General features: G+C 60.4%; 14 protein-coding genes. 2 read left to right on the top strand and 12 right to left on the bottom strand.

All coding sequences use genetic code 11. From position 1 onward, the window contains the following. Nucleotides 1-33: 33 nt before the first annotated feature. Nucleotides 34-525, top strand: a complete 492-nt coding sequence (locus tag DDF78_RS00995) for a prepilin peptidase (protein WP_152579827.1) — start codon at nucleotides 34-36, stop codon at nucleotides 523-525. Here the strand turns inward: DDF78_RS00995 and mltG are convergent. From mltG to DDF78_RS00965, 6 genes are all read right to left on the bottom strand, one after another. Then, the gene (gene mltG, locus DDF78_RS00990; RefSeq protein ID WP_237564496.1) at nucleotides 522-1817 is read right to left on the bottom strand and encodes an endolytic transglycosylase MltG; all 1296 of its coding nucleotides are present in this window, start codon (nucleotides 1815-1817) and stop codon (nucleotides 522-524) included. The genes DDF78_RS00995 and mltG overlap by 4 nt on opposite strands. Next, nucleotides 1817-2299: a Holliday junction resolvase RuvX gene (gene ruvX, locus DDF78_RS00985; RefSeq protein WP_152579828.1), complete on the bottom strand. Its 483-nt coding sequence runs from the start codon at nucleotides 2297-2299 to the stop codon at nucleotides 1817-1819. Before ruvX ends, mltG begins: the two co-directional genes overlap by 1 nt. Before the next feature lie 6 nt (nucleotides 2300-2305). After that, nucleotides 2306-4984 carry an alanine--tRNA ligase gene (gene alaS / locus DDF78_RS00980; protein WP_152579829.1) on the bottom strand — a complete coding sequence of 893 codons (2679 nt, stop codon included), beginning with the start codon at nucleotides 4982-4984 and terminating at the stop codon, nucleotides 2306-2308. Between the two features lie 296 nt (nucleotides 4985-5280). Next, entirely contained in the window at nucleotides 5281-5517 is a 237-nt protein-coding gene (locus tag DDF78_RS00975) for a hypothetical protein (protein ID WP_152579830.1), read from the bottom strand. After that, nucleotides 5517-5915 (bottom strand): DUF948 domain-containing protein, encoded by a 399-nt coding sequence (locus DDF78_RS00970; protein ID WP_152580009.1) that lies wholly within the window; start codon nucleotides 5913-5915, stop codon nucleotides 5517-5519. Before DDF78_RS00970 ends, DDF78_RS00975 begins: the two co-directional genes overlap by 1 nt. Before the next feature lie 212 nt (nucleotides 5916-6127). Beyond that, a complete protein-coding gene (locus tag DDF78_RS00965; protein ID WP_152580010.1) occupies nucleotides 6128-6802 on the bottom strand; it encodes a histidine phosphatase family protein in 675 nt (224 codons plus the stop codon). Between the two features lie 99 nt (nucleotides 6803-6901). On the opposite strand from DDF78_RS00965, the gene DDF78_RS00960 reads away from it, so the two are divergent. After that, nucleotides 6902-7267: a phage holin family protein gene (locus DDF78_RS00960; protein ID WP_152579831.1), complete on the top strand. Its 366-nt coding sequence runs from the start codon at nucleotides 6902-6904 to the stop codon at nucleotides 7265-7267. Nucleotides 7268-7402: 135 nt separating this feature from the next. Here DDF78_RS00960 and DDF78_RS00955 read toward each other — a convergent pair whose 3' ends face one another. From DDF78_RS00955 to DDF78_RS00930, 6 genes are all read right to left on the bottom strand, one after another. Beyond that, nucleotides 7403-8692 carry an ATP-binding protein gene (locus DDF78_RS00955; RefSeq protein ID WP_162000632.1) on the bottom strand — a complete coding sequence of 430 codons (1290 nt, stop codon included), beginning with the start codon at nucleotides 8690-8692 and terminating at the stop codon, nucleotides 7403-7405. Nucleotides 8693-8919: 227 nt separating this feature from the next. Continuing rightward, nucleotides 8920-9546 carry a 30S ribosomal protein S4 gene (gene rpsD, locus DDF78_RS00950; protein ID WP_152579833.1) on the bottom strand — a complete coding sequence of 209 codons (627 nt, stop codon included), beginning with the start codon at nucleotides 9544-9546 and terminating at the stop codon, nucleotides 8920-8922. Between the two features lie 239 nt (nucleotides 9547-9785). Beyond that, the gene (locus DDF78_RS00945; protein WP_152579834.1) at nucleotides 9786-10610 is read right to left on the bottom strand and encodes an aldo/keto reductase; all 825 of its coding nucleotides are present in this window, start codon (nucleotides 10608-10610) and stop codon (nucleotides 9786-9788) included. 54 nt (nucleotides 10611-10664) lie between these two features. Continuing rightward, nucleotides 10665-11816 carry an MFS transporter gene (locus DDF78_RS00940; protein WP_152579835.1) on the bottom strand — a complete coding sequence of 384 codons (1152 nt, stop codon included), beginning with the start codon at nucleotides 11814-11816 and terminating at the stop codon, nucleotides 10665-10667. Nucleotides 11817-11972: 156 nt separating this feature from the next. Next, nucleotides 11973-12344, bottom strand: a complete 372-nt coding sequence (locus DDF78_RS00935; protein ID WP_202613160.1) for an ArsR/SmtB family transcription factor — start codon at nucleotides 12342-12344, stop codon at nucleotides 11973-11975. Nucleotides 12345-12457: 113 nt separating this feature from the next. Continuing rightward, nucleotides 12458-15196: an ATP-dependent helicase gene (locus DDF78_RS00930; protein WP_415481337.1), complete on the bottom strand. Its 2739-nt coding sequence runs from the start codon at nucleotides 15194-15196 to the stop codon at nucleotides 12458-12460. Nucleotides 15197-15221: the final 25 nt, after the last annotated feature.

Raw genomic sequence — 15221 nt, 5'->3', positions numbered from 1 at the left:
GCTTATACGATCAACTTCGACTATCTTACTGTCATGTCCTACTTTGCCATGCTGCCCAGTCTGCTATGCGGGACGCTGCTGGCCGCAGAAGACCTGCGGACCCGACGCGTGCCGCGTATCTGGATCGCCTTCGGCATGGTCACGCAGTGCGCAGTGTTCGTCATATACGGCGCGTCGCATGGTCGACCTTGGGGTTTTCTGGTGGCTTTGGGCTATGCGGCCTTCGCCGCGCTGCTGCAATGGCTGCTGTCCGTGCTGCGCCCGGGAAGCCTGGGATTCGGTGATGTCACCTGTGCCGCGCTGGTCGGTCAGGCTGTCGGCTGGCTCGGCCTGATGGTCTTCCTGAGCTGGTGGCTGCTCATGGGGCTCATCGGTCTGCTTTGGATTGGAGGCTGGCATATTTGTAGCAGATTCGGCCGCGGCACGTCATCAGCCCGCACGCCTTCGATCCGAGCGCCGTTCGTGCCGGTTATCGTCATCTCGGGCGTGTGTGCCGTGCTGCTGCCCGGATTGCTGATTTTCTAGTTCGCGTTGGAATTCGTCTGCTTGTACTCGTCGCGAATCTTCCAGAATTCATCTTCCGTCGTGGCGAATTTGGTTTCGCCAGTGTTCAGATTCGTCGTGACGAAGTACAGCCAGTCGCCCGCCGGCGGGTTCATCGCGTCCTTGAGCACATCATCGCTGGGATTGCTGATCGGCGTCGGCGGCAGCCCGGCGTTCACGCGCGTGTTGTATGGATTGGAGCCATCGGCCAGCATATCGTCGGTGAGCTTGTCGGCGCTGATACCCAGCCCGTAGGCGACCGTGGTATCCATGCCCAGATTCATGTTCTTGGCCAAACGGTTGAGGATGACGCGCACGACCTTGCCGTAGTACTCCTGCGAGTTGACTTCGGATTCGGCTATCGAGGCGATCGTGAGCAGCTTTTCGCGCTGCGCGCCGGTGGGTGCCCCCATGGCGTCGAGTTGGGCGACGCGTTTGCTCACCATCGCCTTCATGATGCCTTCGGCGGAGCCAATCGACTTGACATCGTACGACCCCGGTTCAAGCCAGCCTTCGAACTTGCCGCCTGCCTCAGGAGGCAGAATGCCAACTCCCCCTTTGTCTACGATGCTTTGGAAATCGGATTTGCTGATGCCGGACAGGCTTGCCGCATTGGCGATGATGTCGGAGGCCCGCTCGCCGGAACGCACTTCAAGGAATCCGGTCGCCTTGCTTTGGTCGGAAAGTATCTTGACGACATCAATCGCAGCCATATGCAGTTTCAGCGTATAGATGCCCGGATAGAGCGTGCTGCTGTTCGCCGTCACTGCGGCGGTGAAAGCCGCCTCGGATTTGATCACGTCGACGTCTTTGAGCTTTTTGGCGACTTGAGTCGAATCATCGCCGTTGGCGACGCTGATACGCACGCTGCCCGATCCCGGACCGGGGTAGTCCGCGATCTGCGTGCCCGACGAGTTTCGAGCGGCTGCCCAGGACTTGATCTTCGTGTAGCTGAAATACCCGCCACCTGCGACGATGCCGAGCACGACGAATACGATGATGATGGCTCTGAGCCTGGTGTTGCGCCGGTGCTCGCGCTGCCGACGCATCTCCTTGCGAGATTTGGGCGGGAGCGGCGGCTGTGGCGCAGCCGTACCTGCCTGCTGCGTCGATTGTGCGGTGCTGTTGAACGCATCGCTACTGAATGCATTGTCATCGAACGCAGTGCCGTCAGAAGCATTGTCGTTGAACGCATTGTTGTTCGCTGCATCGCCGTCGGCCGCATCGGGGCCGAGTCCGGCATCGTCGAAGAAGGTGTTGAAATCCTCGGGCACTAATCGCTCCTCTGATTGGTCCTGGCGTCCAACGCCGACTGCAGAATCACCACTGCCGACTGCTGGTCGACCACCGGTCGGTGACGCCTGCCGGCGATATGCGCCTCATGCAACTGACGATGCGCGCTGACCGTGGTCAATCGTTCATCCATCAATGCTATCGAAGGTATGTCATGAATCGGTGACGACTCGTCCTCGCTGAGCGTAGTCAGCCGCTTGGCTAGGTTCGCAGCCCAGCGACGGGCCTTTTTCGCGCTTTTGCCTTCGCTGCCGTTGAGCTGCAACGGCAGCCCTACGACGATATGGTCGATTGCCCGGTCGGTGTCCACGCAGTCTTCGATGATTTCGGCCACGGCGTCAAGCGTGCGGAAGGAATCGCCCCGCGCATCGAGGTTTTCCATCGGATGGGCGAAGGTGAGCTCCGGGTCGGACAATGCGAGTCCGACCCGGGCGTCACCGAGATCGACGCCAAGCCATGCCATGCCGGCTCAGACCCGCGCCACGGCTTGCGTCAACGCGTTCAACGCCGCATCGATCTTCGTGGCGTCGGTGCCGCCGCCTTGAGCGAAGTCCGGCTTGCCGCCGCCGCCACCGCCGAGCACCTTAGACGCGCCGCGCACGAGGTCTCCGGCCTTGATACCGGCCTTGCGGGCGGCCTCATTGGTCGCCACGGCGACCATGGGCTTGCCGTCCTCATTGATTCCGGACAGTGCAACGACCGCCGGCACGTCCTCGCCCAGCTTGCCGCGCACGTCGAGCACCGTCTTGCGCAGGGTCTCGAACGAGCCGAAGTGGCCGACATTGCTGGCGGCGACCTTCACCGGGGCATTGGACTCCTGCGCCTGTTTCACCAGTCCGGGCACCGAGGCGGCGAGCTGGCTTTCATACATCGCCGCGAGTCTACGGTCGGAATCCTTGAGCTTGGCCAGCAGCACGTTGATCCTCGCGGCCAGCTCGTCGGGGCGGGCGTTAAGCGTATCCGAAAGCTGGGAGACGAGCGCGTGCTCGCGGGCATTGAATTCGTACGCCCCTTGGCCTACCACGGCGTCGACGCGGCGCACGCCCGAACCGATGGAGGCTTCGGCCATGATGTTCACGCTGCCGATCTTGCCGACCTGATCGACGTGGGTGCCGCCGCACAGCTCGCGGCTCCAACCGTCTTCGCCGATCGAGACGACGCGCACGATATCGCCGTATTTCTCACCGAACAGGTGCATCGCGCCCAGAGCAATGGCATCGTCGAACTTCATCTCTTTGGTGGTAACGCTCAGATTGTCGCGCAAGCGGTCGTTGACTCTGGCCTCGACCGTGTCGATCGCGTCCCTGCTCGGGGCCTTGGACCACTGGAAGTCGAAGCGCAAGCGGTTCGGCGCATCCTCGGAGCCGCGCTGGGTGGCCTGTGGGCCAAGCTCCTCGCGCAGCGCCTTATGCACCATATGCGTGGCCGTATGCGAACGCGCGATGGCACCGCGGCGGGCGATGTCGATGCTCGCGCTGACTTGCGAGCCGACCACCAGCGTGCCTTCGGTCAGCCGGCACTGGTGCACGATCAGGTCCTTGATGGGCTTCTGCACATCGTCGACTTCAAGCGCCGCGCCCTCGTCGGAGATGATCTCGCCCTGATCGGCCAGCTGGCCGCCGGACTGCGCGTAGAACGGCGTGCGGTCCAGAATCACCTCGACCGTGGCCGGAGCGCTGACCGCCGGAACCGAGCCCTTGCCCGGCTGCATGATGCCCAGCACGCGCGAACGGCTCGAATAGTCGGTGTAGCCCAGGAACTCGATCGGCTGCACGAGCTGCTTCTTGAAGTCGTCGTAGACGCTCACATCGACGTTGTGGCGCTTCTTGAGCGCATCGGCGCGGGCGCGCGACTTCTGCTCGTCCATCAGCTCGCGGAACCTGTGCTCGTCAACCTGCACGCCTTGCTCCTGCGCCATTTCGAGCGTCAGCTCGATCGGGAAGCCATAGGTGTCGTGCAGGGTGAAGGCGTCCTGGCCGGAGACCAGCGGGGACTTCGAGTCCTTGGCCTTGGAGACCGCGATATCGAGAATCGTCGTGCCCTTTTCCAGCGTGCGGCGGAAGGCATCCTCCTCGCCGTACGCGGATTCGGACACCTCATGGAAGGTCGTCTCCAACTCGGGATAGCTGGGAGCCATCGCGTCCTTGGACACGGGGAACAGCGCGGTCATGACCGGGTCGTTCACGCCCAGCATGCGCATGGAGCGCACCGTGCGGCGCAGCAGCCGACGCAGCACATAGCCGCGCCCCACATTGCTCGGGCGCACGCCGTCGCTCATGATCATCAGGGCGGAGCGCACATGGTCGGCCACGACGCGGAAGCGCACATCGGATTCCTCGTCCTCGCCGTATGTCTTGCCGCTCAGGCGCTCGGCCGCCTCGATGACCGGGTAGACCTCGTCGGTCTCGTAGATGTTCTGCTTGCCTTGCAGCAGGTAGGCCAAGCGCTCAAGGCCAGCGCCGGTGTCGATGTTCTTGTGCTCAAGCTCGCCGACGATATGCAGATCGGTCTTCGACTTGACGTTGTCGACCTCGTAGTTCTCGAACACGAGATCCCAGATCTCGATGAAACGCGATTCGTCGGCGGCAGGGCCACCGTCCTTGCCGTATTCAGGCCCACGGTCGACGTAGATCTCGGAGCAGGGGCCGCCAGGGCCGGGGCCGCCAGTCGTCCAGAAGTTGTCTTCCATGCCGAAGATCTGCATGTGCGTGGGGTCGAAGCCCTCGTTGCGCCACAGCCCGCGCGCCTCCTCGTCATCCGTGTAGGTGGTGACCCACAGCCGCTCCGGATCGATGCCGTAGCCGCCCTTGTCCTGAGGCGTGGTCAGCAGCTCCCAGGCGTAATGAATCGCCTCTTCCTTGAAGTAGTCGCCAAAGGAGAAGTTGCCCAGCATCTGGAAGAAGGTGCCATGACGCGTAGTCTTGCCCACCTCGTCGATATCCAGCGTGCGCACGCACTTCTGGTTCGAGGCCATACGCTTCGCGGGCGGGGTCTGCTCGCCCAGCAGGTACGGGATGAAGGGAACCATGCCGGCGATGGTGAACAGCGTGGTCGGATTCGGTGAAATAAGCGAGGCCGAAGGGACGACGAGATGGCCCTGCTGCTCGAAGTAATTCATAAAACGCTTGGCGATTTGCGAGGTGCGCATGCGGGCGTTAGCTCCTTGGAATTCTTGCAATGTTCTTGCTTACGGTTCTTGCTTATGATGTTTTTGGATGTCGGCGTGTGAAAACGTGCCCAAACCATGATACTGAAAATAATGTGCCAGCGCTGTGCGGATGCTGCTCACTGCACGAATGTCGCCATGAAAAGCTCAGTGACCCGCGCAGTGCACGCGATTCATGCGGGCAGCCGGCACAATGGCAATGACCAGTCGCGGAGATCTAGTCGCTGTTTGCAGTCGTCGATTTCATGCGGACCCGGTTATGTCTGTATTCTGGCCCATCAGCCGGCGCGCTCGATGTAGCGCTTGTTGAGCTCGTCTTCCCGCGTGCGCCGTGCGGCATTGAATTCGTCGATCAGCCCACCGAGCGTGCGGAATGCGACATTCTCCTGATCGGGGCCAAGCAGAAACTGGCGGGCCTTGTCCGGCGTATTCGCCTTGACATAGGCCTGCGCCTTGGACACGGCGATGACGCCGATGGCGACGCCTACGCCGATCCATACGATTCGCTTGAACATCACAGCTCCTTGTCGGTTTCAGCGTCGGCAGGCTGATCCTTGGACTTCTTCGAGAAGAAGGATTGCGCTGTGGTCTTCAGCGCAAAGGTGGCCGAGGCTATTTTGATGATTGGCTTGCCGAGGAAGGAGCCATACAAATCAGTCAGGGCTCCAACGTTATTCGCGGTGGTCGAAGCCGCCGATGATATCTTGTTGACGTCCTCAAGCGACTTGTTGACCTGCTGAATGGTCGTCACGCTCTCATCGAGCGTAGGCATCGCGTGGTCGCCCGTCTGCTTCACCGTTTCAGCGATCTGATCGAGCAGCTTGCCCAAGCGGATCAGCGGGTAGATAAGGAATCCGGCAAGCACGGCGAATGCAATAGCCGCCACCAGGCCGGCGATGTCCCCGACACCCATCATGAACCTCTTTTCTCTTGCATCACATCTGCATCGGCACTGCCAAATACAGCCGAAGCTCTCTGGCATGCGCATATAATATGCATTTACCCTAGCCAACGCCCCAGACGCAATATGGCCTGACGCATAATGCGTCAGGCCATCGCCTTATCGCCCCGTCGCTCTATCGCTCGGTTCCTTGTATTTTCATGTTTCACCGTACAGGGTTTCCTCTACTGGTTGTAGGACACCACGGTCATGGCGCGGTCAATCGGCTGGGCGGTGTCGAAGTCGAAGCAGGTCACGCTGCCGTTCGCCGGTCGCTCGCTCAGGTCGTAGCCTTCGGGGGCGAAACGGTGCATGAGGCTGAGCAGGGTGTTGCCATGCGATATCTGCAGCACATGATCGCCATCATGCAGGGTCGTGTCGTTCGCGATGAGCGTGTAGCCGCCTTCGATCCGCTGCCAGTATTCCTCGTCCGATTCCGCGTCGTGGAAGGGATCGGCCTCCTTGAGGAAGTCCTTGGTGGCACCAAGCCCGTACTGCTCGATGATCGCATTGTAGGTCGGCGCGTCGTGTGGGGCACCCGCCGCCCACCATGCCACATTCATGTCCTGGCCTTCGAAGTAGCCGTAGTATTGCTCGCGGAAGTGCATGTCGTCATGCAGCTCGGGGCGCTTGTGTCCGTTCTGCTCATTGATGTCGAGGATGCGGCGGGCCGTGGTCTGCGCACGCGTGGTGTCGGAGCAGTAGGCTGCGGCGAAGTCGATGTCGCGCAGTTTGTCGCCGGCCTTGTCGGCGTCGGCGAGCCCCTTGTCGGTGAGCGGGGCGTTGGACCAGCCCTGCAGTCGGTTGTATCGGTTGAATGTCGTCTGTCCGTGACGCACAAGATGCAAATGCACAATCATGGCTTCATGATAAGTCACGGTTTCGATTACAGGACTTGTTCGGATTACTGCAGTTATGGCGGTTAGGCGGTTATGGTGCCCTGCTGGCATAATCGTGGTATGACACGTTTTCTGATTCGCTGGCTCGTGATGACCATCGCTGTGGCGGTCACGGTGCTCATCCTGCCCGGCATGCATGTAATCGGCGATCCACCGATCTTCGGCTTCGCCGCGTTCGCCCTGTTCATGGCGCTGATCAACGCCTCGATCAAGCCGATCGTGCACCTGCTGGCGCTGCCGTTCAGCATTCTCAGCCTAGGGCTGGTCGCGCTCATCATCAACTGGCTGTTCATGCGCCTGGCCTCGTGGCTGGCCATAGGAATCTTCGGCGTAGGCGTCGATGTCGGCGGCTTCTGGTGGTCGGTCTTCGCCTCGATCATCATAGCCATCGTCTCCAGCATCGCCGCATCGATCACCGGCGAGTAGCAACAACCGCAACGTATGATGTCGAACCTGCGTCGCACTGTAGTACGATTGCGGCCCTTGCTTCAAGGTATAAACTGAACATTTCCGCAGATGCCTCAGATGACTATTAGGCATCGAGTCGTTCCGTCGGATGCTTCACTTGCCGATGCAGAACGCCGCATACAGTGGCACGCTGCGGATGCCATTGTCGACGCCGAAGTTCTTGGTCGACAGTCGCATGGACGTAGTTGGCTCGTATTTGCTGCGATACGTTGCAAGGCTGCGTGACCTGGTATTATCCGACGATTTGACCTCAATTGGCATTGCGCTGGTCGAATCATGTGGCTGCATGACGAAATCCACCTCTGCCAGATTGCCACTTGTCCAATAGCGCAACGCGACGTTGTTAGCTGCCAATGCCTGTGCAACGTAGTTTTCAACGATTCCGCCGAGATCAAGCTGTTTGCGATAATCCGCATCCAGCACCGTGGAGGAGCCCAGTTCCGCGCGAGCTGACAGCAGCCCCGTATCGGACATATAGATTTTGAACGCCGAGGCATCCTCATGCATGGCCAGTGGCAGCTGCCCACTGGTTACCCGCGCGCATCGTTCCACGAGACCGGCTGCCAGCAGCCATGCGATCGATGAGGAATACATCGAAGCGCGTCCGCCGCTTTTCACCAGCTTGTATTGGAACTTGTGATTCTCCTTGGCAAGCTGCGCGGGAATGCTGTTCCACGTATCGCGAATGCGAGCGGTTTCCGTTGGTGTCGCATATTTTGCCATATCGGCCACGTACAGGTCGATTATGGTCGACTGCACATCGCGGGCAGCAGCATAGTTGCCGTCCTCAGCGAATCTGGCGACCGCCTCCGGCATGCCGCCGACAATCACATACTGCCAGAAGCGTTCAAGCATCGCATCATGCAGATAAAACGCCTCCGCGCGCTCGTAGCAATCCCGGATTTCGGGAATAATGCCGCCATCCCCCATCGCGTCAAGGAATTCGTCAAAACTCATGGGGTGAAGCGTCATCGTCTGTACTTTGCCCACCGGCATGCTGAACCCCTGCTGGTTAGCGGCAACGCCCAGCAGACTGCCCGCAGCGGCTACATGCAGTTGTGGCGTGTCTTCGCAAAAATACTTCAGCGAGGCCAAAGCACGGTTCGAAGACTGCACCTCATCGAGAATCAGCAGCGTGCGTTCAGGGTTAATCCGATAGCCTGCCACTTGCGAAAGGCGGCGAATCAACGCCTCTGGGTTGAGATCATACTCAAAGGCCTGCCGTGCGCGAGCATCCCGTTCCAAATCGAAGCGCACGGAGTCGCCAGGAAAAGTCTTTGCCGCTAGCTCGTTGAGCAGAAAGGTCTTTCCCGTTTGCCGTGCGCCGTAAAGCAGCAAGGGCTTGCGCTCACGCGAGTCAGCCCAGCTGACTAACTGATTCATTATGTTTCGGCGTAGCATCGTTCAACCTTTATCTATGGAAAAGTGGTGTGAAATACATTTTTATCCACCTAAAAATGTAGTTTACACCACTTTTCTCCACTTAACTTCAGCTGAGCAAGGGAACATGCTCGTGCCGCGCGTATGAATTCCGCCACGAAAAAAGGAACGGCCCCGTGCGCGATGCACGGGGCCGTTCGATGTATGTCCCTATTGGGGAAGGATCCAGATCAGCGAGCGTAGAACTCGACGACGTACTGGATATTGACCTGCACCGGGATCTCCTCGGTCTCAGGCTTGCGGGTCAGTGTCGCCTTGAGCGAAGCGAGGTTCACGTCCAAGTATCCGGGGACGGCGGGCAGCACATCGCGGTGCACGCCTTCAGCGGCGATCTGGAACGGCACCATCGTCTGGCTCTTGGCCTTGACCTGAATGGTCTGGCCGGGCTTGACGCGGTAGGACGGGCGGTCCACCACGTTGCCGTCGACGAGGATGTGACGGTGCACGACGAACTGGCGGGCCTGCGCAGTGGTGCGGGCGAAGCCGGAGCGCAGCACGAGGGCGTCAAGACGAGATTCGAGATCGATGAGCATCGCGTCGCCGGTCTGGCCAGCGGTGTGGGTGCCCTTCTCGTAAGCGGCGCGAAGCTGCTTCTCCGAGATGCCGTACTGCGCGCGCAGACGCTGCTTCTCACGCAGACGGACGGCGTAATCGGACTCGGTGCGGCGGCGGGTGCGGCCGTGCTCGCCAGGAGCATACGGACGCTTCTCGAAGATGCGCTGGGCCTTGGGGGTCAGTGCAATGCCGAGGGCGCGCGAAAGGCGCACCTGGCGGCGAGAACGCTGAACGTTAGTCATTCTTGTTCCTTTATATTTCTGTCGTTATCTGAACGGAAGCGCGGGCGAACCCTCGCTGAGTCAGCCTCTCCAGTGCTTCGTCGTGCCAAGCACGAGCGGCGCATGACGCCGTCGACCCACTGACGGGCTAAGACTCCAGATAGCGCCCACCTGCTGGCAGGCACAATCGATTAGTTTACACCGCACGTATGGACGTACCGCATTGATTGCCTTTCAGCTCCGCCGGCCAGAATGCTCGCCTATTCCTGGTCGATGGGGATGAGCTCCGGGTTGGTTCCCGTGTGCCAGTCCCTGTTCAATGCGTTGAGGCTGGCCATGTCGGTGGCATCGAGTCGGAAGTCGAGAATGTCAAGGTTCTCCTCGATGTACTGCTGGTGCACGGATTTGGGCAGCGTTACCACGCCCCGTTGGATGTCCCAGCGTAGGATGATCTGGGGAATCGAACGGTGGTGTTTGACTGCGATCGCTCTGACGTTAGTATCCTCAACGAAGCGCCCCGAGCCCAGCGGCGACCATGCCTCGATGACGATGCGGTGCTCGTCGCAGTAGCGCTGCAAGGGGTCCTGACTCAGATAGGGATGATATTCGACCTGATCCACCATAGGCGTGATAGCAGCGCCGCGCATGAGGTAGTCGAGATGCTCCGTAGTGAAGTTGCTCACCCCGATTGCCCGAACGCGGCCTTCGCCGTACAGCTCTTCCATTGCCTTCCATGTTTCGCAGATGCGTCCGCCGAACGGAAAGTGGATGAGGTACAGGTCGATATAGTCCAGACCGAGCCGCTGCAGGCTGTCCAAAAACGCCTGCTTGGCCCGGCCGTATCCGTGATCCGTGTTCCATAGTTTCGTGGTCACGAAGATGTCCCCGCGCGGGATGCCGGAATCGCGGATCGCCTGGCCGACGTCCTCCTCATTGCCGTATATGGCGGCGGTGTCGATATGCCGGTAGCCGGCCCGCAGAGCAGTAGCGACCGCATCGTAGGCCTCGCCGCCAGGCATAGCCTGCCATGAACCCAAGCCAATCTGCGGAATGGCTACATCGTTATGCAATACGAGATTTTTCATTATCAATTCTCCATCTGATGCATTGATTGAAACCCGTAGTCGTTGGTTGCCGGTCTACATAATCTTTCCGGTGACAAGCACGGCGAGCAGGGTGGAGATGAGCGCGCTGATGCCGACGGCGAGGAAGGAAATGTGCTGGAAGAGCAGGCCGCCCAATGCCGAGCCGATGGTGAGCCCCAGATAGAGGAACGAGCTGTTCAGCGAGGTCATGGTGGTGCGGCTTTCGGGCAGCACGGTGGCGTTGAAGGTGGTGAACTGCGGCACGCCGATGCCCTGGGCGAAGGCCATAACCGCGAGTACGACGACGAAAGCGACAAGCGGCAGGCCATGCAGCCCCAGGATGATGTAGGTCACGACGCTGACCAGGCCAGCGACGAGCACGGCGCGCTTCATGCCCCAGGCGTTGCTGATCAAACCGCTGCTGAACGTAGTGACGAAGTTGCTCACGCCGTAGGCGACGAACACGAGTCCTATCGCCTCGACCGACAGATGGAACGTGGAACTCGCGTACGTGCCCACAAAGGTGTAGACCGCATAGAACCCGTACATCCACAGCAGCTCCGCGAGCAGGCCGAGCACGGCCTTCGGCGTGGTGAAGACATTGCGGTAGTGCGAGAACGGACTGTCTCTCTTTTCGACGTCCGGAACGCTGTCGCGCTGGGCGAAGGCGAGAATCAGGATGAACGAGACGGCCGCGAAGATCGAGGAGCAGAAGAACGTCCAGTTCCAGTTCAGGGCACCGGCGATGAACGAGCCGATGGGCACGCCGATGGCGATGGACAGCGACAGGGCGGACATCACGATGCCCATGACCTTGCCGATGTTCTCCTTGGAGAAGTTGCCGCCGATGTACGCGAAGACGTTCGGGGTGAACATCGCAGCCCCCAAGCCCGCCAAGGACCTAGCCACGTAGAAGAAGGCGATATTCTTCGCCAGGCCGCACAGGAACGTGGCCAGCGTGAACAACGCAAGCCCGATCATGATCATCCGCTTGCGTGGCAGCCGCTCGGAGAACGGGGCGATGATCGGCGCTCCCACGGCATAGAACACGGCATACAGCGTCACGCCAAGGCCCACCGCGGACACGCTCGTGCCGAAGGCTGCCGAGATGGTGGGCAGCAAAGCGGAGATGATGAACGAGTCAAGACCCACGATGAACACCGCTATGAAGAAACTCGCCACTGTCATTTTTTGCGAAAGTCGCATGAACAACCTCTTTACCAAATATTATTTTATTATTTTGTATTTCTAGAAATTTAGAAATATCTGTCATGGCTGAACTTACCACTGCCAGCTTTTTACTGGCAAGTCGGCGTTTCGTTGTTTACACAGGCCGCATGAACGCAGCATTCAGTTTGGTAATTACCGCAAGGTCTGCAAAAAACCCGGAAGATAGCGGTCGAGAAACTCCGTGCGCAGCGAGATGTAACGACTCTGCCCGTCCTTGCGCGTGGAGGTCAGGCCGGCCTCTTTCAGTGTTTTCAGATGATAGGAAAATGTCGAGTTGGGTATCTCGTCATCCCCCCCGAGCAGGACACGGATGCGGGTGCAATTCATTTCGTCGCTATTGAGATACAGGATGCGCACGATGCCCAGCCGCGCCGGGTCGGCCAAAGCCTTGAACACGCGCACCCGAACCTCATCATCGGTCAAACTCACCACCTGCATGCCCCACACTGTAGCACAGTGCTGATTGGCGGATTCGGAGATGGTTGGTATGCTTTCCGGCTCCATTTCCAGCCCTATTCGAACACTGCTGCGTTACTTCCTAAGGAAAAACCGCATACGAGATTCGCGCAATCCCTTGCAGATATCCGGTTCAGGCAGAAACGGGCAGCACACGGCCCTCACAGCTTCTCTATGGGCGCGACGCGCAGCATGAGTCGTTTGACGCCGTCGGAGCCGAAGTCGACGGTGATGACCGAGTTGCGGCCTTTGTCTTGCGTGTCGAGAATCGTGCCGAGGCCGTACTGATCGTGCGAGATCTTGTCGCCGATGCTGAAATCGGCGATGTCCAGCTTGTTGTCCTTGGCAATCGAGGAGGCCGGGGACGCCTTAGAGGCAGCCGTCGGCGCGATGCGGCGCGTCGTCACCTTGCCGCCGTGCGAGCCGGAACCACTGTGTGAACCAGAACCGCCGCGTGAGCCGGAACCGCCATAGGTCGAACCGCTTCCGCGCCGCGACGAGGAGCCATAGGAGCTGCTGGAACCGTGGGAGCCATACGAGGAACCGGAACGGGAGCCGTACCCCGAACCTGAGCCATACGACCCGGAACCAGAACGCGAGCCATACCCCGACTTTCCAGCGCCGTAACCGGTGCCATAACCCGCACCGTAACCAGACCCGTAGCTTGAACCGCCGCCGCGAGACGATGAGCCGCTATGACTCGTGACTCCAAAGCCGCCACCGGAGAAGTCGTCGCCATCAGCCCAGCCGCCGAATTCGTCATCGTCATCCGAGCGCCAGCCCGCACGCATGCGCTCGGCGCTGGCCTCGCGGCGCTTCCATTCGATCAGCGTGTCGGGTATCTCATCGAGGAACTGGCTGGGCAGCATTTCGTTGGCCTGCCCCCATTGCGCACGCACGGCCGCACGAGTGAGGTAGAGCCGCCGCCGCGCACGCGTGATGCCAACGTATGCGAGCCTGCGCTCCTCACTCAGCTCGTCGTTGTCCTCCAACGACCTCGAATGAGGGAAGGTCCCCTGCTCCATGCCGGTGAGGAACACGACCGGGTATTCCAAGCCCTTGGCGGTGTGCAGGGTCATAAGCGTGACCTTGCCGCTGTCCTCGCCTTCGGAAGGCAGCTGGTCGGAATCCGCCACGAGCGCCGTAGTTTCGAGGAACGCGCCGAGCGTGGCGTCGGGCGTGTTCTGCTCGAATTCGGCGGCCACGGATTGCAGCTGCGAAAGATTCTCGACGCGCGAGGCGTCCTGCGGGTCCTCGGAGCGCTGCAGCTCAGCCAGCAGCCCCGACTTGCTCAACACCTCGGCGACGACCTCGGAAGGCTTGTCGTTGTGGCTCTGCGCAAACGCAGCCAGCGAGCGCATGATGTCGCGGAAGCCGGAGAGCATTTTGGCCGTGCGCGTCGGCATGCCGTCGATCTCGTCCATATGCTCGACGCCCTGCCAGAAGCTCGTATCATGTGCATCGGCGTAGCCGGCCACGAGCGCCTCGGCCCGCGCGCCCAGCCCGCGCTTGGGCACGTTCATGATGCGGCGCATGTTCACACTGTCGGTCGGGTTCACGATAGCCTGCAAGTAGGCAATGGCGTCCTTGATTTCGCGCCGCTCGTAGAATCGCGTGCCGCCCACGAGCTGGTACGGGATTCCGGCGTTGATAAGCGCCTCCTCAAGCGAGCGCGACTGCGCGTTGGCGCGGTACATGATCGCCACGTCGCTGTATTGCACGTCTTCCTCGCTGGACAGCCGTGCGATCTCTTCGGCGATCCATGCGGCCTCCTGCTGCGCGTTGTCGGCCGCATAGCCCACGATCGGATCGCCCTTGCCCAGCGCGGTCCAGAGTTTTTTAGGCTTGCGGTCTGCATTGTTGGCGATGACCGCGTTGGCAGCGTCGAGAATCGTCTGCGTGGAGCGGTAGTTCTGCTCAAGCATGATGGTCTTCGCGCGCGGGAAATCCTTTTCGAAATCCCTGATATTGCTGATGTCGGCGCCGCGGAAGGCGTAGATCGACTGGTCCGAATCGCCCACGACCGTCACCCACGCCGGCCCCTGCTTGCCCGCAGCGACCGCGCTGGAAGCGCTCTGCTCCCCCGCATCCACGCCGCCAAGCTCGCGAATGAGCTCGTACTGGGCATGGTTCGTGTCCTGATACTCGTCGACGAGAATATAGCGGAACTTATGGTGGTAATATTCCGTGACCATCGGATCGCTGCGCAGCAGCTCGACGGTGCGTACAATCAGATCGTCGAAGTCCACAGCATTCGCGGCTGCGAGACGGTGCTGATACTCGGCGTACACCACGGCATACAGCTCCTCGACATTGCCGAAGCGCCCGAGCTGGTAGCCGCGCTGGCCGGGCTTGTAATCGGCGGCATAGGTTTTAAGCTGGGTCTGCCAGCTTTGCAGATTGTTCTTGTAATCAGATATGCGGCTGAGGATAGTGCGCGGCGTGTAGCGCTTGAGATCAATGTTGAGGTCGGCGCCTATCAACTTGACGAGCCGCTCGCAGTCGGCCGTGTCATAGATGGAGAAGCCCGAGTTCAGGCCGATCGACTTGCCGTCGCGCCGCAGCATGCGCACGCATGCCGAATGGAAGGTGGAGACCCACATGCGCCCGGCCACCGGGCCGATAAGCGTTGCAAGGCGTTCACGCATCTCCGCTGCCGCCTTGTTGGTGAAGGTGATGGCAAGAATCTGGCTGGGCCACGCGCCAAAGCGCGTCAGAATCCATGCGATGCGCCGGGTGAGCACGCGCGTCTTGCCCGATCCCGCGCCCGCGCCGATGAGCAGCGCCGGCCCTTCGTATTGCACGGCCTGCGCCTGCTCGGGATTCAAATCCGCAATCAGCTCCTGCGCGTCGCGTGCGATGAAATCGGGGTCTGTCAGCACCCTTCGCTCCCTTCCCATGATTTTGCCTATGTGTCCGTTGTCG

Origin of the sequence: Bifidobacterium tibiigranuli, assembly GCF_009371885.1 — a bacterium.
Taxonomy (GTDB): Bacteria; Actinomycetota; Actinomycetes; order Actinomycetales; family Bifidobacteriaceae; genus Bifidobacterium; species Bifidobacterium tibiigranuli.
Note: the sequence above shows the minus strand (reverse complement) of the source record. Positions and strands in the feature narration are given on the sequence as shown.

Coding starts and splice junctions, on each gene's coding strand:
- DDF78_RS00945 (WP_152579834.1), bottom strand. CDS start 10,610: ATGAAAAATCTCGTATTGCATAACGATGTAGCCATTCCGCAGATTGGC.
- DDF78_RS00965 (WP_152580010.1), bottom strand. CDS start 6,802: ATGATTGTGCATTTGCATCTTGTGCGTCACGGACAGACGACATTCAAC.
- rpsD (WP_152579833.1), bottom strand. CDS start 9,546: ATGACTAACGTTCAGCGTTCTCGCCGCCAGGTGCGCCTTTCGCGCGCC.
- DDF78_RS00975 (WP_152579830.1), bottom strand. CDS start 5,517: ATGTTCAAGCGAATCGTATGGATCGGCGTAGGCGTCGCCATCGGCGTC.
- DDF78_RS00930 (WP_415481337.1), bottom strand. CDS start 15,196: ATGGGAAGGGAGCGAAGGGTGCTGACAGACCCCGATTTCATCGCACGC.
- ruvX (WP_152579828.1), bottom strand. CDS start 2,299: ATGGCATGGCTTGGCGTCGATCTCGGTGACGCCCGGGTCGGACTCGCA.
- DDF78_RS00940 (WP_152579835.1), bottom strand. CDS start 11,816: ATGCGACTTTCGCAAAAAATGACAGTGGCGAGTTTCTTCATAGCGGTG.
- DDF78_RS00955 (WP_162000632.1), bottom strand. CDS start 8,692: ATGAATCAGTTAGTCAGCTGGGCTGACTCGCGTGAGCGCAAGCCCTTG.
- DDF78_RS00935 (WP_202613160.1), bottom strand. CDS start 12,344: ATGGAGCCGGAAAGCATACCAACCATCTCCGAATCCGCCAATCAGCAC.
- alaS (WP_152579829.1), bottom strand. CDS start 4,984: ATGCGCACCTCGCAAATCGCCAAGCGTTTTATGAATTACTTCGAGCAG.
- DDF78_RS00995 (WP_152579827.1), top strand. CDS start 34: ATGTCCTACTTTGCCATGCTGCCCAGTCTGCTATGCGGGACGCTGCTG.
- DDF78_RS00960 (WP_152579831.1), top strand. CDS start 6,902: ATGACACGTTTTCTGATTCGCTGGCTCGTGATGACCATCGCTGTGGCG.
- DDF78_RS00970 (WP_152580009.1), bottom strand. CDS start 5,915: ATGGGTGTCGGGGACATCGCCGGCCTGGTGGCGGCTATTGCATTCGCC.